The sequence below is a fragment of the Achromobacter sp. GD03932 genome (genome assembly GCF_029839485.1).
Lineage (GTDB): Bacteria > Pseudomonadota > Gammaproteobacteria > Burkholderiales > Burkholderiaceae_B > Achromobacter > Achromobacter bronchisepticus_A.
In genome coordinates, this window is record NZ_JAOCAT010000044.1 from 27543 (window position 1) to 47199 (window position 19657).

The following is a 19657-nucleotide window of genomic DNA, read 5'->3' on the forward strand; positions in this document are numbered from 1 at the left end:
GGGCCTCACTGTTCGTAATTTCTGGATAGAGATGCCAGAAATAGTAGTTTTATGCGGATTTTATGGAATATATCATCGTCTGCACTAGGGCTCGCATCCGGCGGCCCGATAGCGGAGAGGACCATGGCAGACCACGGAATCAAAGGCAAAACCGTCATCATCGCGGGCGGCGCGAAAAACCTGGGCGGACTGATCGCGCGCGATCTGGCGCAGCAAGGCGCACGCGCGGTGGCGGTGCATTACAACAGCGCGGCCACCAAGGCCGATGCGGACGCGACGGTCGCCGCCGTCAAGGCGGCGGGCGCGCAGGCCATTGCCTTGCAGGCCGACCTGAGCTCGGCCGGCGCGATGGAAAAGTTGTTCGCCGACGCGGTGGCCGCGGTGGGACGGCCGGACATTGCGATCAATACCGTCGGCAAAGTGCTGAAGAAGCCCTTCACCGAAATCACGGAAGCGGAATACGACGAGATGGCCGCGGTGAACTCGAAGTCCGCCTTCTTCTTCCTGAAGGAAGCCGGCCGCCACGTCAATGACAACGGCAAGATCTGCACGCTGGTCACATCGCTGCTGGGCGCATTCACGCCTTTCTACGCGGCTTACGCCGGCACCAAGGCGCCGGTGGAGCACTACACCCGCGCCGCCTCCAAGGAGTTCGGCGCGCGCGGCATTTCGGTGACGGCGGTAGGCCCCGGCCCCATGGACACGCCGTTCTTCTATCCGGCGGAAGGCGCCGACGCGGTGGCGTACCACAAGACCGCAGCCGCCTTGTCGCCATTCTCGAAAACCGGGCTTACCGACATCGAGGACGTCGTCCCCTTCATCCGCTTCCTGGTGTCGGACGGCTGGTGGATCACCGGCCAGACGGTGCTGATCAACGGCGGCTACACCACCAAATAGGAGGGACGCCATGCACGTACTGTTGACCATCGTCGGAGGCCTGCTGCTGCTGGCCGTGTTCGCGCTATTTGGCAAGCAATGGGGCGGCGACGCCGCCGGCTCGATCGCCGCGGCCAAACTGTTCCTGCCCGCGTGGCTGCTGATGGCTATCGTCAACATGTGGGTCGGCGTCACGCGCGCCGGCTATACGGTACGCGAGGAACTGCCCATCTTGCTGCTGGTGTTCGCGGTGCCCGCCGCGGCGGCCTGGCTGGTCATCGCCTTCCTGCCGCGCGCGTGAAACGCTGGCGTTGACCGCGCCGGCGCTCCATCACGCATCCGCGCGGCCCGACCTCAGGGCTGCGCGGGAGCCGCTGCCGCAGGCGTCGCCTGATTGTCCGCGCGCGCTTGCGCTCCCGCGGTAGGCAGCCCTTCCCAGCCACCGCCCAGGGCCACGATCAGATTGACGCTGGCCGCGAAGCGGTTGCCCAGCAGGCTCAGCGCATTGCGTTCGCTGTTGAGCGCGGTGGCGTCCACCACCGCCACGCTCAGGTAATCGACCAGACCCGCCTTATATTGATTCTGGGTCAGGCGCAGCGATTCGCGCGCCGCTTCGAGCGCACGGCGCTGCACCACCTGCTCGTTCTCCATGACGCGCAGCTGGATCAGATAGTCCTCGACCTCGCGCAGTCCGGTCAACGCCGTCTGGCGGTAGGCGGCCGCTTGCGCGTCATAGGACGCACGCGCCTGCTCCACCTGCGCCTCGCGCGCGCCGCCATCGAATATCGTCAGCGCCAGCGCCGGTCCCAGCGACCAGAACCGCGCCGGCGCCGTCAGCAGTTCCGCGAACTGGCCGTTGCGGAAACCGCCATCGGCCGACAGCGTCAGGCTGGGGAACCACGCGGCCTGCGCCACGCCGATCTGCGCATTGGCGGCGGCTGCGCGGCGCTCGGCCGCGGCCACGTCGGGCCGGCGTTCCAGCAGTTCGGACGGCAGGCCCACCGGGATCTGCGGCAGTTGCAGCGCGAACACCGTGGGCGGCAGGCTGAATTGCGACGGCGCCTGGCCCATCAGCACGGCGATGGCATGTTCGAGCTGGCCACGCTGCCAATCGAGGTCGATCGACTGCGCGCGCGTGCTTTCCACCTGCGTGCGCGCCACGGCCACGTCGGCCTGCCCCGCCACGCCCACGGCGTAGCGGTTCTGCGTCAGTTGCAGGGATTTCTCATAAGCCGCCACCGTAGCGTCCAGCAGGCGCTTCTGTTCGTCCAGCACCCGCAATTGCAGATAGGCCTGCACCAGCGCGGCCTGCGCGCTCAGGCGCGTGGCGCCCAGGTCGGCCAGGCTGGCCGCGGCGCTGGCTTCCGAGGATTCCACGCTGCGCCGCACCCGTCCCCACAGATCCACTTCCCAACTGACGTTGCCGGTCAGCGAGTACTGGTTCGAGACGTTGCTGCCGGACGACGACGTCGAGCCGTTCTGCCCGCCGCCGCTGCCCGAGCGCGTCATGCCCGCGCCCGCGCCTACCGTGGGGAAGAAGCCGGCGCGCGCGCCGCGCACCAGGCCCAGCGCCTGCCGGTAGTTGGCCTCGGCCTGGGCCACGGTCTGGTTGGACGCGTTCAGGCGTTCGACCAGGCCGTTCAAGGTCGCGTCGTCATAGACCTGCCACCATGCGCCGCGCTCGGCCTGGTCCTGCGGCCGGGCGGGCTTCCAGCCGTCGACCTGGTCCTGGCCTTCCTTGTAGGCCGTGCCCACGTCCAGCGCCGGGCGCTGGTAATCGGGGCCGACCGCGCAAGCGCCCAGCAGCGCGCACAGCGCGGCCACGGCGATGCTGCGGGGAAGGAACAGGTTCGGAACAGACTTGGCGTTGCGCATCATGTGGGTTCTATGGGAGCGGAGGACCCGTTCCTGGAAGCGCGCTTGCGCGCGGCCCAGAGACGGAAGCGGTCCAGGTAAAGATAGACCACGGGCGTGGTGTACAGCGTGAGGATCTGGCTCAGGACCAGGCCGCCGACGATGGTAATGCCCAGCGGCTGGCGCATCTCGACCCCGGCGCCGGTGGCCAGCACCAGGGGCAGCGCCCCGAAAATGGCGGCCATGGTCGTCATCATGATGGGGCGAAAGCGCGTCAGGCACGCCTGGAAAATCGCATCGCGCGGGCTCATCCCCTGAGTGCGCTCGGCTTCCAGGGCGAAGTCCACCATCATGATGGCGTTCTTCTTGACGATGCCGATCAGCAGGAACACCCCGATCAGCGCGATCAGCGTGAAGTCATAGCGCACCAGCAGCAGCGCCAGCAGCGCGCCCAGACCGGCGGACGGCAAGGTCGACAGGATGGTCAGCGGATGCACGAAGCTCTCGTACAGGATGCCCAGCACGATATACATGGTGACCAGCGCCGCGAGGATCAGCCAGGGCTGCTGCGCCAAGGTCTGCTGCAAGGCTGCGGCGGTGCCCTGGAAACCAGCCTGGATCTGATCTGACGGCAGCCCGATGCGCGCCACCGCCGCGTCGATGGCGCTGGTCGCCTGGCCCAATGACACGCCGGGCGCCAGGCTGAACGAGATGGTGTCGGCCACGAACAGCCCCTGGTGCTGCACGCTGAGCGGCGCGTTGGCGTTTTCCAGGCGGGTGAAAGCCGACAGCGGCACGCGCGCGCCGGCCGCGGTGATGACCTCTACCTGCCTGAGCGATTCGATGTCCTGCGCGAACTTCGGGTCCACGCCCAGCACCACGTGGTACTGGTTCAACGGTCCGTACATCACCGACACCTGGCGCTGGCTGAAGGAGTTGTTCAGCACCGTGGAAATGGTGGACATGCTTACGCCCAGGCGGGTCGCGGCCTCGCGGTCAATCACCAGGTTGATCTGGCGGCCCTTGTCCTCGACGTCGGTGTCCACGTCGGTGATCTCGGGAACCTGCGCCATGGCCTGCTGCACCTTGGGCATCCAGGTGCGCAGCAATTGCAGATCGCCCGACATCAGCGTGTAGTCGTAGGAACCCTGGCTGGCGCGCCCGCCGATGCGGATGTCCTGCTGCGACACCAGGAACATGCGCGCGCCCGGCATGTTCTGCAGCTTGCCGCGCAGCCGGTTGATGACCACGTCCGCCGAGACCTTGCGCTCTTCCAGGGGCTTTAACTGGATCTGCATGAAGCTGCTGTTGCTGCCGCCGCGTCCGCCCGCGTAACCCGTCATGCTCTGCACCGCCGGATCGGCCAGCACCACCTTGCGCAGCGCCTCCAGCTTGGGCAGCGTGGCCTGGAACGAGGTGCCCTGGTCGACCCGGAAAAAGCCCAGCAGTTGGCCCGTGTCCTGCTGCGGGAAGAAGCCCTTGGGTACCGCGGTATACAGATAGACGTTCAGGCCCACGGCAACCGCCAGGATCAGCATCATCAGGCGGCTGTGCGTCAGCGCCCAGCGCAGGCTGCGGCGGTAGCCGTCCAGCATGGACTCAAAGCCGCGCTCCGACCAGCGCGCCAGCCGGCCCGGCGGCTTCTCGTCGGGAGCTTCCTGTCGCAACAGGCGCGCGCACATCATCGGCGTCAAGGTCAGCGACACCACCAGCGACACCATGATGGCGGCCGACAGCGTCACCGCGAACTCGCGGAACAGCCTGCCGACCACGCCGCCCATCAGCAGGATGGGGATGAACACCGCCACCAGCGACAGGCTCATCGACAGCACCGTGAAGCCCACTTCGCGCGAACCGCGCAGCGCCGCGCGCATGGGCGACATGCCCCGCTCCACATGGCGCATGATGTTCTCCAGCACCACGATCGCGTCGTCCACCACGAAGCCGGTCGCCACGATCAGCGCCATCAGCGAAATGGTATTCAGCGTGAAGCCGCAGAGGTACATGATGCAAAAGGTGCCGATCAGCGACACCGGCACCGCCACGCTGGGAATGATGGCCGCGCGCCAGCGCCGCAGGAACAGCAACACCACCAGCACCACCAGGCCCACGGCAATGATCAGCGTCAGCTCGGCCTCGTGCAGCGAGGCCCGGATGCTGGGGGTGCGGTCCTGCGCCACCGTCATGTTGACGTCCGCCGGCATCAACGCCTGCAGGATGGGCAGCTGGGCGCGCACCGCATCCACGGTTTCGATGATGTTGGCGTCCGCCTGGCGCCGCACGATCATCAGGATGGCCTTGCGCTCATTGAAGAAACCGGTCTGGTACAGGTCTTCGACCGAGTCTTCCACGCGGGCCACGTCGGAGACGCGCACCGGCGCGCCATCCTTCCAGGCGACGATCAGCGGCCGGTATTGCTCGGCGCGGCTGAGCTGGTCGCTGACCATGATCTGCCAGTGATAGCGATCGTTCTGCAATACGCCCTTGGGGCGGTTGGCGTTGGCATTGGCCAGCGTGGCGCGCAGCTGGTCCAGCGACACGCCGCGGTTGGCCAGCGCACCCGGCAGCACGGTAACGCGCACCGCCGGCAGCGAACTGCCGCCCACCGTCACCTCGCCCACGCCGTCCACCTGCGACAGCTTCTGCGCCACGATGGTCGAGGCGATGTCGTAAAGCTGGCCCTGGCTGAGCGTGTCGGACGTCAGCGCCAGGGTCATGATGGGCGCCGCGGAGGGATTGGCCTTGTGGTACGTGGGATTGCTGCGCAGGCTGGTCGGCAAGAGCGAGCGCGCCGCGTTGATGGCGGCCTGCACGTCGCGAGCCGCGCCGTTGATGTCGCGCGACAGATCGAACTGCAGCGTGATGCGGGTCGAGCCCTGCGAGCTGCTGGACGTCATCTCGGTCACGCCGGCGATGCTGCCCAGCGAACGCTCCAGCGGCGTGGCCACGCTGGACGCCATGGTTTCCGGACTGGCGCCCGGCAGGCTGGCCGACACCGAAATCGTGGGAATGTCCACTTGCGGCAACGGCGCCACGGGCAAAAGGAAGAACGACAGCAAGCCTGCCAGCACGACCGCCAGGCTCAGCAGCGTGGTCGCTACCGGCCGGGCGATGAAGGGTGCCGACAGGATCATGACGCGTCCCCCGCCTGCGCCTGATCCACGCCGCGCCAGCGGCGCGACATGCGGTCGAACATCAGATAGATGACCGGCGTGGTGAACAGCGTCAACACCTGCGACAGCAGCAGCCCGCCCACCATCACCAGGCCCAGCGGCTGGCGCAGCTCGGCGCCCGTGCCGGTGGACAGCATCAGCGGCAGCGCCCCGAACAGGGCGGCCAGCGTGGTCATCAGGATGGGCCGGAAGCGCAGCAGCGCCGCCTCATGTATGGCCGCGCGCGGGCTCAGGCCGCGCTTGCGCTCCGCGTCCAGCGCGAAGTCGATCATCATGATGGCGTTCTTCTTGACGATGCCGATCAAGAGGATGATGCCGATGATGCCGATCATGTCCAGCTCGGTGCCGCTGATCAGCAAGGCCAGCAGCGCCCCCACGCCGGCCGAAGGCAGCGTCGACAGGATGGTGATGGGGTGGATATAGCTTTCGTACAGCACGCCCAGCACGATGTACATCGTCACGATGGCGGCCAGGATCAGCCACAAGGTGCTGGACAGCGAATTCTGGAACGCCAGCGCCGCGCCCTGGAAGCGCGTCTCGACGCCGGTGGGCAAACCGATGTCGGCCTCGGCCGCGATGATGTCCTCCACCGCGCCGGACAAGGAAGCCCCCGGCGCCAGGTTGAAGGACACGGTCACCATGGGGAACTGGTCCAGCCGGTTGACGGCCAGTATCGTCTTGCCTTCGCTGATGTGCGCCACCGACGACAGCGGCACCTGCGCGCCGGTCGAGGTAGGTACGTGGATCTGGCCCAGCGAGGCAGGCGTCACCTGGAATTGCGGCTCGACCTCCAGCACCACGCGGTACTGGTTGGATTGCGTGAAGATGGTGGAAATCAGCCGCTGGCCGAAGGCGTTGTAGAGCGCCTCATCGATCACCGCCGCCGTGATGCCCAGCCGCGACGCGGCGTCGCGGTCGATCTCGACCCAGGTCTGCAGGCCGTCGTCCTGCAGGTCGTCGGTCACATCCTTCAGCCCGGGCACCTGGCGCAGGCGGTTCACCAGCTTGGGCGTCCATTCGCTCAGCACCTTCAGGTCGGGATTGGACAGCGTCATCTGGTACTGCGTGCGGCTTACGCGGTCCTCGATGGTCAAGTCCTGCACCGGCTGCATGTAGACGGTCAGGCCGTCCTGCTTGGCCAGGGCCTGCTCCAGGCGCCCCATCACCGTGCGCAGGTCGCCGTTGCGCTCGGCTTGCGGCTTGAGCGCGATCTGCATGCGCCCGGCGCTGAGCGTGGCGTTGCTGCCGTCCACGCCGATGAAGGACGATACGGCCTGCACGTCGGGATCTTCCAGCACCAGGCGCGCGGCCGTGCGCTGGCGCTCGGCCATGGCCGGGAAGGAAATCGACTGCGGCGCCTGCGTGATGGCCTGGATCAGGCCGGTGTCCTGCTGCGGGAAGAAGCCCTTGGGAATCACCAGATACAGCAGCACCGTCAGCGCGAAGGTCGCCAGCGCCACCAGCAGCGTCAGCGGCTGATGCCGCAGCACGACCTGCAACCAGCGGTCGTAGCCGGCAATGACGCGGTCGATGAAGGCGCCGGTGACCTGATGGAAGCGGCCGTGCTTCTGCTCCGACTCGGCGCGCAACAGGCGCGCGCACATCATGGGCGTCAGGGTCAGCGACACCACCAGCGATATCAGGATGGACACGGCCAGCGTGATGGCGAACTCGCGGAACAGCCGCCCCACCACTTCGGTCATGAACAACAGCGGAATCAGCACCGCGATCAGCGAGAAGGTCAGCGAGATCAGCGTGAAGCCGATCTGCGAGGCGCCCTTGAGCGCGGCCTGCAGCGGCGTTTCGCCTTCCTCGATGTGGCGGGCGATGTTCTCGATCATGACGATGGCGTCGTCCACCACGAAGCCGGTGGCGATGGTCAGCGCCATCAGGGTCAGGTTGTTGATGGAGAAACCGGCCAGGTACATGATGCCGAAGGTGCCCACCAGCGACAGCGGCACGACCACGCTGGGGATCAGCGTGGCGGTCAGGCTGCGCAGGAACACGAAGGTCACCATGACCACCAGGGCCACGGCCAGCATCATCTCGAACTGCACGTCGGCCACCGAGTCGCGGATGGTCTGGGTGCGGTCGGACACCACGCTCACGTCCAGGGTCGCCGGCAAGGCGGCGCGCAGCTGGGGCAGCAGCGCCTGGATCCGGTTGACCACGTCGATCACGTTGGCGCCCGGCTGGCGCTGGATATTGAGCAGGATGGCGGGCTTGTCGCCGGCCCAGGCCGCCTGGCGCGTGTCCTCGGCGCCTTCGACGGCGCGCGCCACGTCGGACAAGCGCAGCGGCGCATTGTTCTTGTACGCGATGATCAGGTCGTTGTAGTCGGTGGGCGTCTTGAGCTGATCGTTGGCGTTGATGGTGGTGGAGCGCTGCGGCCCGTCCAGATTGCCCTTGGGCTGATTGACGTTGGCGCCGACGATGGCCGTGCGCAAGTCCGACATCGACAGGCCGTTGGCCGCCAGCGCCTGCGGATTGACCTGCACCCGCACCGCCGGCCGCTGGCCGCCCGCCACGCTGACCAGGCCCACGCCCGGGATCTGCGACAGCTTCTGCGCCACCCGCGTATCCACCAGATCGCGCACTTGCGGCAGGGGCATGGTGGGGGAAGTGATCGCCAGCGTCAGCACTGCGGCGTCCGCCGGATTCACCTTGTTATAGGTCGGCGGCACCGGCAGGTCGCTGGGCAGCAGGTTCGAGGCGGCGTTGATCGCCGCCTGCACCTGCTGCTCGGCCACGTCCAGCGGCAGGGTCAGGTTGAACTGCAGGGTGATGACCGAGGCGCCGCCCGAGCTGGTGGACGACATCTGGTTCAGGCCCGGCATCTGTCCGAACTGCCGTTCCAATGGCGAGGTGACCAGCGAGGTCATCACGTCGGGGCTGGCGCCGGGGTACAGCGTCACCACCTGGATCGTCGGATAGTCCACTTCCGGCAGGGCCGAAACGGGCAGCAGCCGGTAGGCGATGAAACCGGCGATCAGGATGGCCACCATCGACAGCGTGGTGGCCACCGGACGCAGAATGAACAGGCGCGACGGACTCACGGCAATTCCTGGCTTACTTCGACGGCGGCGTGGTGCCGGCCGGGGCGCCGGCGCCCAGGTTCTTGTTGGGGGAGGCCGGGACGGTCTCGGCGCCGCCGACCACTTCCACCTTGGCGCCCGCGCGCAGGCGGTCGGTGCCTTCGACCACCACCCGGTCGCCGGGCTGCAGGCCTTCGTTGACGGCCACCATGCCGTTGTTGACCGCGCCCAGCTTCACCTGGCGCACCTGCACGGTATCGTCCGCCTGCACCAGGAACACGAAGGCGCCGGCCGAGCCCTGCTGGATGGCCGCGGTGGGGATCGCGGTCACGTCCTTGCGCGTCAGCACGTGCAGGCGCACGTTGACGAACTGGTTGGGGAAGAGCGCGTCGTCGGCATTCTCGAAGCGCGCCTTCATCTTCAGCGTGCCGGTAGTCACGTCGATCTGGTTGTCCAGCGTTTCCAGCTGGCCGGTGGCGATGCGCCGGGTGTCGGCGCGGTCATAGGCGTCGACGGTCAGCGTCTTGCCCGCCGCGATCTCGGCGCGCACTTCGGGCAACTGGGTCTCGGGCAGCGTGAACACCACGGAAATCGGCTGGGTCTGGGTAATCACCACCAGGCCGTTGGCATCAGAACTGGACACCAGATTGCCGCGGTCCACCTGGCGCAAACCCAGGCGGCCACTGATCGGCGCGGTGATGCGCGCGTAATCCAGCTGCAGGCGGGCGTTGTCCACATTGGCCTGGTCGCTCTTGACCGTGCCTTCGTACTGGCGCACCAGCGCGGCCTGCGTGTCGACCTGCTGCTTGGCAATCGAGTCCTGCTTGAACAGCGCCTGGTAGCGTTGCAGGTCTCGCCGCGCGTTCTCCAGCTGGGCCTGGTTCTGCATCTGCGTGCCGCGCGCCTGGTCCAGCGCCACCTGGAAGGCCCGCGGGTCCACCTGCGCCAGCAGATCGCCGGCCTTCACTTGCTGGCCTTCCTGGAAAGCCACTTCCACCAGCTCGCCGCTGACCCGGCTGCGCACGGTGACGGTGTTGTAGGCGGTGACCGTGCCCAGCGACTTCAGGTAGATGTCGATGTCCTGCTTGGCGGCGGTGGCGATGCGCACCGGCACCGCGGGGGTCATCATGGCGCCCGCTGGCGGCCGGCCGCCGGGCCGCCCCCCCGGGCCGCCTGCGGCGCCCGGCTTGGCCGCGGGCCGCAGCGCCAGCCAGGCTATGCCCGCCACAACGAGCAATACCAGCGCCAGCCCAAGCAGGCGGCGGCGGGTCCAACGGGTGGGCGGAGATACGGGACGGCTATCAGGCATGGAACAGTTCCGGCACAGGCGGAGAAAGCCGTATTGTCTACTAGACCGTCCCGGTTTCCAGTCTCGCCACCCCTAGTTGAAACTGGCCGCAACAGGAATCTGGCACGGAGGCAGGCGGGGACCAAAGCCTGGCGAAACAGGGGGACGGGTCGTGGAAATCATGGCGATGGGCCGGGTCGCCATGGCGGAACCGTGGGAAAACGGTGGCCGCGGCCCCGGGGCTGCCCTGCCGACGAATCGGGAATAGATACGGCGCCGCAGGATGGGTTGCGCGCGTTCGGCATCCGCGTTCTAGCTTAAGAACGCTCGCGCTTCACCCGTCCTACGAACTGCACAGTGTCATCTGGAAGGGCACGTCGCGGGCGACCTGCTGGGGCTTGAATTCGCCGTCCTGGGTGGAAAAACGTATCCAGATCATGTACTTATTGGCGCTGATCTCGGGGAATACGCCCTGGGCGGGGTCCAGCCAGACCCGCAGCAGCTGGAACTGCTTGCCGCCCAGCATCTGCTGGTAGGCGCCCTGCTCGCCCACGATGTCCGACTTGCGGCCGGATTCGCGCAGCAGGCGCAGGGCCAGGGTCAGGCCGTCATACAAAGGGATGAAGGGTGCCACCCAGGCCTGCAGGTCGGCGCAGCGGGCAGCTTCGGATTTGTTCTGCCAGGCGAAGTACGACGGCATGTCGACCTGGGTGGCGCTGCCCGGCACGGAAAGGCGCCCGCGCAGGCTGGTCAGCCATTCGTTTTCGCGCAGGGACTGCCCGGTCTTGCCGGGCGCGGCCAGCGCCGTGGTCACCTTTTCCATTTCGCGCAGCATGGCTTCGAGCGCATCCTGCGCCACGCCGGGATGATCGCGCAACCCGACCAGCGCCATGCGCTGGCGTTCCAGGTCTTGCAGGACCGCGCCTTTCACATCGGTGCGCTCGCAGGCATCGAGCAGGTCGAACAGGGACGTGACGGCAACCTGGTGCAGGCGCGAGTCCCCCTCGCGGGCAAAGAAGAACAACCTGTCGAACAGGTATTCCAGCCGCAGATAAGCGCGGATGCGCTCATTGAAGGGGTATTCGTAAACGATCACGCTTCTTTACAGGCCCATCTGTGTTTGGCCGGCGGGGCCAATGTTATTCAGGGGTGCCGGCCTAGCGGGGAGCTTGCCGGTCCGTCGTGCTCGCCAGCGCCAGCCAGCGGTCATGCAGGGTCTTCGCCTGCGCGCGCAGTTGTTCCGGCGTAGTGCCTGCGTCATTGACGATGACGTCGTCGGCGACTTCCAGACGGCTTGCCCGCGCAGCCTGTGCCGCCATGATACGCCGTATGGCTGGCTCCGTCAGCCCGCTGCGCTGCCGCACCCGCGCCACCTGCGTTTCCGGGTCGCAGTCCACCACGCAGATGCGGTCCAGGCGCGCGCGCCAACGCGGCAACGACTCCACCAGCAGCGGCACCACGAAAACCAGATAGGCGCCGGTCGCAGCCGCAGCCTGACGCTCGGTCTCCTGCCCGATGGCGGGATGCAGCACGGCCTCCAGCCGCAAGCGCACCTGCGGATCCGAGAACGCCTGGTCCCGCATCCACGCGCGGTCCAGCGCCCCGTCCGGCGTCAATGCGCGCGGGCCGAACTCGCGTTCTATGGCAGGCATGGCTGCACCGCCCGCGGCGGTCAGTTCGCGCGCGATCTCGTCGGTATCGACCAGCGTGGCGCCCCACTCTGCGAGCATGTCCGCCACCCGGGTCTTGCCCGACCCGATGCCGCCCGTCAGACCTATCTTCAACATACCGCCCATCCCATGGAGGACATGAACCGCCCTATTGCAAAAACTGCCCCAAGCCCTGCTCGCCGCCCAGCAACAGCGTCACGACGCCCGCCAGCGCCAGATAGGGACCAAAGGGCAACGGCTGCCCGCGGCTGGCGCGGCCGCTCAAGGTCAGCGCGCCGCCGATCAGCACGCCCAGCAACGATGCGCTCAGCAGCAGCGTCGGCAGGGCTTCCACGCCGAACCATGCGCCCAGCGCGGCGAGCAGCTTGAAGTCACCATAGCCCATGCCCTCGCGCCCCGTCAGCAGGCGAAACACATGAAAGATAACCCACAGAAAGACGTAGCCCGCCACCGCCCCTACCACCGCCATCTGCAGGCTGGCATAAGCGTCGAACAGATTGACCAGCAGCCCGGCCCAGAGCAGCGGCTGGGTCAATGCGTCGGGCAACAGCGTGGACTCGAAATCGATCCAGGCCAGCGCCACCAGCATGGCCGACAAGCCCATGGCGGACAGCGCCAGCGGCGTGGCGCCGAAACGCCAGGCACATGCGGCGAACAGCGCGCAGGTCAGCAGTTCGATGGCCGGGTAGCGCCAGCCTATGGCCGCGCCGCAAGCGCCGCAGCGGCCCCGCAGCAGCAGCCAACCCAGGAGCGGCAGCCGCCGCCAGCCGGTCACGGCGGTGTCGCAGGCGGGACAGTGCGAGGCCGGCGACCACAAGCCATAGCGGCCCGCTGCGGGCGGCTTGCCCGAGGCTTCCTGGCAGTGCGCCTGCCATTCCTGCTCCATCATGCGCGGCAGCCGGTGGGTCAGCACCGTCAGCCAGTTGCCCACGAACAAACCCGCCAGTGCCGCCAGGCCAATGAAGGCGCCCAAAGGCAGATCAAAGACATGCCGCATCGCCGTCATCCGACCGCGCGGCACCGGGACGCAGCGGCGCCGCGCCAGGAGCTGGCGGCAGTGCGCGGGGCAAGCTGGCGGCGGCCGTGTCGTAAATAGTGCATAAAGTGTTGAGGATGCCCAAGTGCGGCTAAGGGGAACGTATCGAATCTTCGCATAAGTGCGTAAAATCGGAGACAGACTCACCACACGGATAAGCTGCCATGACCGCGCGCGTAGAAATCGGTACCCGCTCCCGCAAACTCAGCGTCATGGGGTTGCTGCTCGCAGGCACCGTGCTGGGCGCAGCCGGCTGTGCCCAACAGAAAACCGAAGGCTATTACGACCCGCCCGCCGAAAGCACCGTGACCGACGCCCAGTACCAGGGGTCGGGCGCGGGATACCGCAGCATCATCCGCGCCCCGTCGCAAGTGCAGATCGCCCTCAAGCCGGACGCTCCCCGCAAGAATCAGAATCAAGCCGCACAGGCTGCAGGCGGCCAGACCACGGAAGACGGCCAGGCCGTTCCGGCGGAAACCGAACACACGGCAACGACGGCATCGGCCGCGAGCGCTCCCGTCGCCGCCAACCCGGCCGCGCCCAGCGCAGCCGTGCATAGCCTGGTGCCGCAACCGCAAACCTACATGGGCACCCTGCCTTGCTTCTCGCCCGCCATGCAGTGCACCGCGCAGCGCGTGACGCTGACGCTGGCGCCCAATGGCCGTTGGCGCGGCCGCGTGGCCTACCTGGAAAACGATCCCAAGAAAGGCCCGCCGGTCACCGAGCAAGGCTGCTGGGACGCCACCGAAGAACGCCCGCCGCGCGTCATCCTGATGGACAGCCAGGGCAACGGCCGCGCGGAATTCGTTGTTGCAGCCAACAACGTGCTGCGCGTGCGTTCCATCGATGGCCAGACGCCCAACCTGAACTACAACCTGACCCGCCAGCCGGATCTGGACCCGATCGACGAACTGGCCAAGGCGGCAGCGCCCAAGTGCCCTTGAAGACCGGCGGCGGCTGAATACGCCGCCACGCAGCCTCTACCCCCAGGCCCGACGGACATCTCGTTCGCCGGGCCTGGTGCTTTTGGGCTACCCGGCATCGGGATCCGGATCTACACCGGAATCGGCACGCAGTGACGCGGGACTTGCCAGACATCGGTGATACTCCGGCCCTGGCGGCTCATGCAGCGTGTAGCTCGGACTGTCGATGAGCTTCCGAGGCATCGGAATCAGTGCATGCGCGCGGTCCGGTCCGGCCGCGCCAGGCACGGGCGAGGCGCCGGAACGTCCGTGTTCGCAAAGCCGGCAGGCCAGTTGCATGGCATTGCGGACTTGCAGCTTGGTGAAAATGCGGGAACGATGGGCTTCTACGGTGCGCAACGAAATGCCCAGGTCTATGGCGATGACCTTGTTGGGACGGCCGGCGGCCACGTAGGTGACGATTTGCCGTTCGCGCGGCGTGAGAGAGGAAAGAACGGCTTCCAGGTCGGGACGGGGAGCTTGCATGGGGCGGCTCGCTTGCAATGTAGGATTGCGCCGAGTCTGATCCGCCGCCCGTCACGACGTAAGCTGGTAATTCTTTCAGGGGTGGACATGAACGCCACCCCTGGGGCCTTGCCGCGTCAGGCCGTGTAGGCCAGCTCCAGATTGTCGATCAGGCGGGTCGTGCCCAGCTTGGCCGCCGCCAGCGCCACCAACGGTTCGCCGGCCTGCAGGTCGGCGGCGTCGGGACGCTTGAGATCGCGCTGGCGGCGCAGGGCCACGTAGTCCACCTGCCAGCCGCGCCGGGTCAGGGTCTCGATGGCTTCGCGCTCCAGCGCGGCGGCATCGCGTTCGCCCTGGGCCAGGCGCTCGTTGGCGTGCCGCAGCGCGGCATACAACGCAGGCGCCTCGGCGCGATCGGCGTCGCTGAGGTAACGGTTGCGGGAGGACAAGGCCAGGCCGTCGTCGGCGCGCACGGTCTCGTGGGCCAGCACTTCGACGGGCAGCTGGAACTGGCGGCACATATTGCGCACCACCATCAGCTGCTGGTAATCCTTCTTGCCAAACACCGCCACGCGCGGCTGCACGCAGGAAAACAGCTTCAGCACCACGGTGCTGACGCCTTCGAAGAAGCCCGGGCGGAATTCGCCTTCCAGGATGTCGCCCAGATCGTCGGGAGGCTGGACGCGGAAGTTCTGCGGCTCGGGATACATCTCGCGCTCGTTCGGCGCGAACAGCACGTACACGTCGCGCTCGCGCTCGAGCTTCTCGATGTCGGCGGCGAGCGTGCGGGGATATTGGTCGAAGTCTTCGTTGGGGCCGAACTGCAGGCGGTTCACGAAGATGCTGGCCACCACCGGGTCGCCATGCTGGCGCGCCAGCTTCATCAGGGACAGGTGGCCTTCGTGCAGATTGCCCATGGTGGGCACGAACGACACGCGATTCTGGCCGCGCAGGTGATCGCGCAATTCCTGGATGGTGTGTACGACTTTCAAGGAGTTTCTCCGGGGTTGGGGGCAGCCCGGTCAGGATCAGGCCGCGACCGCCGCCACGCTGGTGTAGGCCAGGCGCACATAGATGGGAGCATAGGGCTCGGCCTGCGTAATTTCCAGCAAGGACTCGCGCGCCAGTTCCAGCATGGCGATGAAATGCACGACGACCACCGCCGCGGGCGCGCCTTCGCGCACGCGTTCCATGAACAGGTCGCCGAATTCCATGAAACGCACGTCGTTCAGGCGCCGCAGGATGTGCGTCATGTGATCGCGCACGGACAGCTGTTCGCGCGTGATGTGATGGTGCTGGTTCAGCTTGGCCCGCTTCATGATGTCGGCCCAGGCCGCGCGCAGGTCGTCCACGCTGACCTCGGGCAGCATGCGCTCCACGCTCAGGTCGGCCACCGCCTGGCTGCTGACGAAGTCGCGGCCCAGCTGCGGCATCGCGTCCAGCTTCTGGGCGGCCAGCTTCATCTGCTCGTATTCGAGCAGGCGGCGCACGAGTTCGGCGCGCGGATCTTCCGGCTCTTCGCCGGTGTCGGTCTTCTTGACCGGCAGCAGCATGCGCGACTTGATCTCGATGAGCATCGCCGCCATCAGCAGGTACTCGGCGGCCAGCTCCAGATTGTGGATGCGGATCTGCTCCACATACGACAGATACTGCCGCGTGACATCCGCCATGGGGATGTCCAGCACGTTGAAGTTCTGTTTGCGGATCAGGTAGAGCAGCAGGTCCAGCGGCCCTTCAAACGCTTCCAGGAACACTTCCAGCGCATCCGGCGGGATGTACAGGTCCGTGGGCATCTGGAACAGCGGCTCGCCATACAGGCGCGCGAACGCCACGCTGTCGATCGTGTCAGGGGTGCTGTCGACGGGCGGTTCCACTAGCGCGGCCAGGGCGTCGCCCGGGACGGAAGCGTTTTGGGCCATGATTGCCGCAATGGGCTCAGTCGGCCTGGTAGACGTACGGCTTTTGCGGCACACGGGCCGCGCGGAAGCCTTCCAGCAGCTCCGAGTCCTGCGGTTTGTCCCAAAGGCGGGCGCGGCCCTCGCGCTGGCGCTCTTCGGTGCCAGGATGCGATTTCTTGTAGTCCTTCAGGAAAAGGGTGATCTCGGATTCGTAGTTGGTCGCCATGGCACCAATTTCAATGGGTTTCGGATGTAGGGAGTTTACTTCACGGCGGCCCACCCCCCGGCGTTACAATCTCGCGGCACCCATCGCCCCCGCCCGCCATGTCCGCAGAAACCGCAGCAGCAGCCCGTCCCGCTCCTCTTTCCAATGAGCAAGCCGCGCGCGCGGCGCGCATGATTCCCTTCATCGTAGGCTGTGCGCTGTTCATGCAGATGCTGGACGCCACCGTGGTGGCCACCGCCCTGCCAGCCATGGCCCACGCCCTGGGGTCGACCCCGGTGCGGCTGAACGTGGCCATCACCTCCTACCTGCTGTCGGTGGCGGTATTCGTGCCCGTCAGCGGCTGGGCGGCCGACCGCTACGGCGCGCGGCGGGTGTTCGTGGCGGCGATCGGCCTGTTCACGCTCAGCTCGGTGGCCTGTGCGCTGTCCCAGGATCTGCCGCAACTGGTCCTGGCCCGCATCGTCCAGGGGATGGCGGGCGCAATGATGGTGCCAGTGGGACGCATCATCCTGCTGCGCACCGTGCCCAAGCAGGACTTGCTGAAGGCCATGTCCTTCCTTTCCATTCCGGCCCTGCTGGGCCCCGTGATCGGACCGCCGCTGGGCGGCTTCATGGTCACCTATATGTCCTGGCACTGGATCTTCCTGATCAATATCCCTATCGGCGTCCTGGGAATTTTCCTGGTGCTGCGCTACGTCGCGGAGATCCGCGAGGAAGCCGCCCCGCGCCTGGACTGGCCGGGCTTCCTGCTCAGCTCAATCTGCCTGGCGGCCCTGGTCAGCGGTTTCGAGGCCATCGGCCGCGACGTCATGCCGCTGTCCATGCTGCTGGGGCTGATCGCGGTGGGCACGGTCTGCGGCCTGCTCTACGGCTGGCACGCCAAGCGCACCGAGCACCCCATCATCGACCTCTCGCTGATGCGGATCCCCACCTTCGCCATCTCCACGCTGGGCGGCAATCTGTGCCGCTTCGCCGTGGGCGCCACCCCCTTTCTGCTGGCCATGCTGCTGCAGGTGGGCTTTGGCCTGACGCCGTTCGCGGCCGGCCTGATCACTTTCGCCAGCGCCGCGGGCGCACTGCTGATGAAGTTCGTGGCCACCCCGATCGTGAAGCACTTCGGCTTTCGCCGGGTCCTGACCGTGAACGCCGTGCTGGCGGGTGCGTTCATCGTGGTCTGCGGCGCCTTCACGCCCACCACGCCGGTGTGGCTGATGATCGCGGTCCTGCTGGTCGGAGGCTTTTTCCGTTCGCTACAGTTCACCGGGGTAAATACGCTAACCTATGCCGACATCCCCCCGTCCAAGATGAGCCGCGCCAGCAGTTTCGCCGCGATGGCGCAGCAACTGGGCATCAGCCTGGGCGTGGGCGTGGCCGCGGTGACGCTGAACATCAGCATGTCCTTGCGCGGCGCGGAAACGCTGGCGATCCGCGATGTCGTCGCGGGCTTCATCGTCGTCGGCTTGCTGTGCATGGCTTCGACCTTCTCCTTTAGACGCCTCGACCCTCTGGCCGGGGCACACCTGAACGGCGCTAAACAAAGTGACGACGAATGAATTTGTCCTAGCCCTGGACCAGGGCACGACCAGCTCCCGCGCAATCGTGTTCGACCGTGAGGGCGTGGTGCGCGGCGTGGGCCAGCGCGAATTCCGCCAGCACTACCCGCGGCCGGGCTGGGTCGAGCACGACGCCAGCGAGATCTGGCACAGCCAGCTGGACGTGGCGCGCGAAGCCCTGCGCAATGCCGCCGCGACCGCCGCCGACATCGCCGCCATCGGCATCACCAATCAGCGCGAAACCACCCTGATCTGGGAACGCGCCACCGGCCGCCCGCTGGCGCGCGCCATCGTCTGGCAGGACCGCCGCACGGCGCCGCTATGCGACCAGCTGCGCCAGGACGGTCACGCCGCTTTCCTGCAATCGCGCACCGGCCTGGTGCTGGACGCCTATTTCTCCGGCACCAAGCTCGCCTGGCTGCTGGACCACGTGCCGGGCGCGCGCCAGATGGCCGACCGCGGCGAACTGGCCTTCGGCACGGTGGACACCTGGCTGATCTGGCAACTGACCGGCGGCGCGGTGCACAGCACCGACCCGAGCAACGCCTCGCGCACCATGCTGTTCGACCTGCACACGCAGGACTGGAACGACGAGATCCTGGCGCTGCTGAAGATCCCGCGCAGCGTGCTGCCCAACATTGCGCCCAGCAGCGCGGTGGTGGGCGACGCCCTGCCAGAGTGGCTGGGCGGCTCCATCCCGATCGCCGGCAACGCCGGCGACCAGCAGGCGGCCACCTTCGGCCAGGCCTGCTTTACGCCGGGCATGGCCAAGAACACCTACGGCACCGGCTGCTTCATGCTGATGAACGTAGGCGAAAAACCGGTGCAATCCCACAACAATCTGCTGTCCACGGTAGGCTGGGGCCTGCCGCAAGCCGGCAACAGCGGCTGGCGTCCGACCTACATGCTGGAAGGCGGCGTGTTCGTGGCCGGCGCCGCGGTGCAATGGTTGCGCGACGGCCTGGGCATCATCCAGCGTTCGGAAGAAATCGAATCCCTGGCCGCCAGCGTGGCCGACACCGACGACGTCTTCATGGTCCCGGCCTTCGCCGGCCTGGGCGCGCCGCACTGGGATCCCTATGCGCGCGGCACGCTGGTGGGCCTGACCCGCGGCACCACCCGCGCCCACATCGCCCGCGCCACGCTGGAATCCATCGCGCTGCAAAGCGCCGAACTGCTGACCTGCATGAACGGCGACAGCGGCATCGCGCTGACCGAGCTGCGCGTGGACGGCGGCGCCGCCCGCAACGACCTGCTGATGCAGATGCAGGCAGATTTGCTGGGCGTCCCGGTGGTCCGTCCGCGCGTGTCGGAATCGACGGCGCTGGGGGCTGCGGGGTTGGCAGGGCTGGCGGTCGGATTCTGGTCGGGGCTGGATGAATTCGCGTCGAAGTGGCAGGCGGAGCGGACGTTCGAACCGACCTGGCCGGAGTCTGTGCGGGCGGCGCGGATGAAGCGGTGGCGGCAGGCGGTGGAGTTGTCGAAGGGGTGGGCGGATAGCGCTGGGAAGTAGGCGGGCTTTGTAGCTTTCTGGTTTTGAGTGCGCCCGAGGTTTCTCGTTGGCAGGGTTTCGGGGTGCCGGTCCTGTGCTTCGTCGGCCGCTCTGCTTCGTAGGCCGCTC

16 protein-coding genes are annotated in these 19657 nt (G+C 67.1%); 5 read left to right on the plus strand and 11 right to left on the minus strand.

The window, feature by feature from the left end:
• Positions 1 to 123 precede the first annotated feature (123 nt).
• Both N5C88_RS28800 and N5C88_RS28805 read left to right on the plus strand, forming a co-directional pair.
• Positions 124 to 897 carry an SDR family oxidoreductase gene (locus N5C88_RS28800; protein WP_059374003.1) on the plus strand — a complete coding sequence of 258 codons (774 nt, stop codon included), beginning with the start codon at positions 124 to 126 and terminating at the stop codon, positions 895 to 897.
• A gap of 10 nt (positions 898 to 907) precedes the next feature.
• A complete protein-coding gene (locus N5C88_RS28805; protein ID WP_088138194.1) occupies positions 908 to 1177 on the plus strand; it encodes a hypothetical protein in 270 nt (89 codons plus the stop codon).
• A 53-nt stretch (positions 1178 to 1230) separates the two neighbouring features.
• On the opposite strand, the gene N5C88_RS28810 is transcribed toward N5C88_RS28805, so the two are convergent.
• From N5C88_RS28810 to N5C88_RS28840, 7 genes are all read right to left on the minus strand, one after another.
• Positions 1231 to 2754: an efflux transporter outer membrane subunit gene (locus N5C88_RS28810; protein ID WP_280016713.1), complete on the minus strand. Its 1524-nt coding sequence runs from the start codon at positions 2752 to 2754 to the stop codon at positions 1231 to 1233.
• Positions 2751 to 5864 (minus strand): multidrug efflux RND transporter permease subunit, encoded by a 3114-nt coding sequence (locus N5C88_RS28815; protein WP_059374006.1) that lies wholly within the window; start codon positions 5862 to 5864, stop codon positions 2751 to 2753. The genes N5C88_RS28810 and N5C88_RS28815 overlap by 4 nt, the downstream gene beginning before the upstream one ends.
• On the minus strand, positions 5861 to 8959 hold the full coding sequence (locus N5C88_RS28820) for an MdtB/MuxB family multidrug efflux RND transporter permease subunit (RefSeq protein WP_059374007.1): 3099 nt from the start codon (positions 8957 to 8959) through the stop codon (positions 5861 to 5863). The genes N5C88_RS28815 and N5C88_RS28820 overlap by 4 nt, the downstream gene beginning before the upstream one ends.
• A gap of 13 nt (positions 8960 to 8972) precedes the next feature.
• Positions 8973 to 10247 carry an MdtA/MuxA family multidrug efflux RND transporter periplasmic adaptor subunit gene (locus tag N5C88_RS28825; protein ID WP_280016714.1) on the minus strand — a complete coding sequence of 425 codons (1275 nt, stop codon included), beginning with the start codon at positions 10245 to 10247 and terminating at the stop codon, positions 8973 to 8975.
• A gap of 322 nt (positions 10248 to 10569) precedes the next feature.
• A complete protein-coding gene (zapD, locus tag N5C88_RS28830) occupies positions 10570 to 11322 on the minus strand; it encodes a cell division protein ZapD (RefSeq protein ID WP_059374009.1) in 753 nt (250 codons plus the stop codon).
• 61 nt (positions 11323 to 11383) lie between these two features.
• Positions 11384 to 12013, minus strand: a complete 630-nt coding sequence (gene coaE / locus N5C88_RS28835; protein WP_118935150.1) for a dephospho-CoA kinase — start codon at positions 12011 to 12013, stop codon at positions 11384 to 11386.
• A gap of 31 nt (positions 12014 to 12044) precedes the next feature.
• Positions 12045 to 12893 carry an A24 family peptidase gene (locus tag N5C88_RS28840; protein ID WP_059374035.1) on the minus strand — a complete coding sequence of 283 codons (849 nt, stop codon included), beginning with the start codon at positions 12891 to 12893 and terminating at the stop codon, positions 12045 to 12047.
• 203 nt (positions 12894 to 13096) lie between these two features.
• Between N5C88_RS28840 and N5C88_RS28845 the strand changes: the two genes are divergently transcribed.
• The gene (locus N5C88_RS28845; protein WP_059374011.1) at positions 13097 to 13876 is read left to right on the plus strand and encodes a copper resistance protein NlpE N-terminal domain-containing protein; all 780 of its coding nucleotides are present in this window, start codon (positions 13097 to 13099) and stop codon (positions 13874 to 13876) included.
• Between the two features lie 87 nt (positions 13877 to 13963).
• Here the strand turns inward: N5C88_RS28845 and N5C88_RS28850 are convergent, their stop codons facing one another.
• The 4 genes from N5C88_RS28850 to N5C88_RS28865 form a co-directional block, all read right to left on the minus strand.
• Complete coding sequence (locus N5C88_RS28850) at positions 13964 to 14380, minus strand: helix-turn-helix transcriptional regulator (RefSeq protein WP_118935154.1); 417 nt, start codon at positions 14378 to 14380, stop codon at positions 13964 to 13966.
• 116 nt (positions 14381 to 14496) lie between these two features.
• Positions 14497 to 15351: a pantoate--beta-alanine ligase gene (gene panC / locus N5C88_RS28855; protein ID WP_059374013.1), complete on the minus strand. Its 855-nt coding sequence runs from the start codon at positions 15349 to 15351 to the stop codon at positions 14497 to 14499.
• A gap of 36 nt (positions 15352 to 15387) precedes the next feature.
• A complete protein-coding gene (locus N5C88_RS28860; RefSeq protein WP_059374014.1) occupies positions 15388 to 16278 on the minus strand; it encodes a ScpA family protein in 891 nt (296 codons plus the stop codon).
• A 16-nt stretch (positions 16279 to 16294) separates the two neighbouring features.
• Complete coding sequence (locus N5C88_RS28865; protein ID WP_042796240.1) at positions 16295 to 16483, minus strand: DUF3460 family protein; 189 nt, start codon at positions 16481 to 16483, stop codon at positions 16295 to 16297.
• Positions 16484 to 16581: 98 nt separating this feature from the next.
• Between N5C88_RS28865 and N5C88_RS28870 the strand changes: the two genes are divergently transcribed.
• Both N5C88_RS28870 and glpK read left to right on the plus strand, forming a co-directional pair.
• Positions 16582 to 18036 carry a DHA2 family efflux MFS transporter permease subunit gene (locus tag N5C88_RS28870; protein ID WP_280016715.1) on the plus strand — a complete coding sequence of 485 codons (1455 nt, stop codon included), beginning with the start codon at positions 16582 to 16584 and terminating at the stop codon, positions 18034 to 18036.
• A complete protein-coding gene (glpK, locus tag N5C88_RS28875; RefSeq protein WP_059374016.1) occupies positions 18023 to 19549 on the plus strand; it encodes a glycerol kinase GlpK in 1527 nt (508 codons plus the stop codon). Before N5C88_RS28870 ends, glpK begins: the two co-directional genes overlap by 14 nt.
• Positions 19550 to 19657 lie beyond the last annotated feature (108 nt).

Coding starts and splice junctions, on each gene's coding strand:
- N5C88_RS28815 (WP_059374006.1), bottom strand. CDS start 5,864: ATGATCCTGTCGGCACCCTTCATCGCCCGGCCGGTAGCGACCACGCTG.
- N5C88_RS28865 (WP_042796240.1), bottom strand. CDS start 16,483: ATGGCGACCAACTACGAATCCGAGATCACCCTTTTCCTGAAGGACTAC.
- coaE (WP_118935150.1), bottom strand. CDS start 12,013: ATGTTGAAGATAGGTCTGACGGGCGGCATCGGGTCGGGCAAGACCCGG.
- N5C88_RS28845 (WP_059374011.1), top strand. CDS start 13,097: ATGACCGCGCGCGTAGAAATCGGTACCCGCTCCCGCAAACTCAGCGTC.
- N5C88_RS28805 (WP_088138194.1), top strand. CDS start 908: ATGCACGTACTGTTGACCATCGTCGGAGGCCTGCTGCTGCTGGCCGTG.
- N5C88_RS28870 (WP_280016715.1), top strand. CDS start 16,582: ATGTCCGCAGAAACCGCAGCAGCAGCCCGTCCCGCTCCTCTTTCCAAT.
- N5C88_RS28840 (WP_059374035.1), bottom strand. CDS start 12,893: ATGCGGCATGTCTTTGATCTGCCTTTGGGCGCCTTCATTGGCCTGGCG.
- N5C88_RS28825 (WP_280016714.1), bottom strand. CDS start 10,247: ATGCCTGATAGCCGTCCCGTATCTCCGCCCACCCGTTGGACCCGCCGC.
- N5C88_RS28860 (WP_059374014.1), bottom strand. CDS start 16,278: ATGGCCCAAAACGCTTCCGTCCCGGGCGACGCCCTGGCCGCGCTAGTG.
- N5C88_RS28810 (WP_280016713.1), bottom strand. CDS start 2,754: ATGATGCGCAACGCCAAGTCTGTTCCGAACCTGTTCCTTCCCCGCAGC.
- N5C88_RS28800 (WP_059374003.1), top strand. CDS start 124: ATGGCAGACCACGGAATCAAAGGCAAAACCGTCATCATCGCGGGCGGC.
- N5C88_RS28850 (WP_118935154.1), bottom strand. CDS start 14,380: ATGCAAGCTCCCCGTCCCGACCTGGAAGCCGTTCTTTCCTCTCTCACG.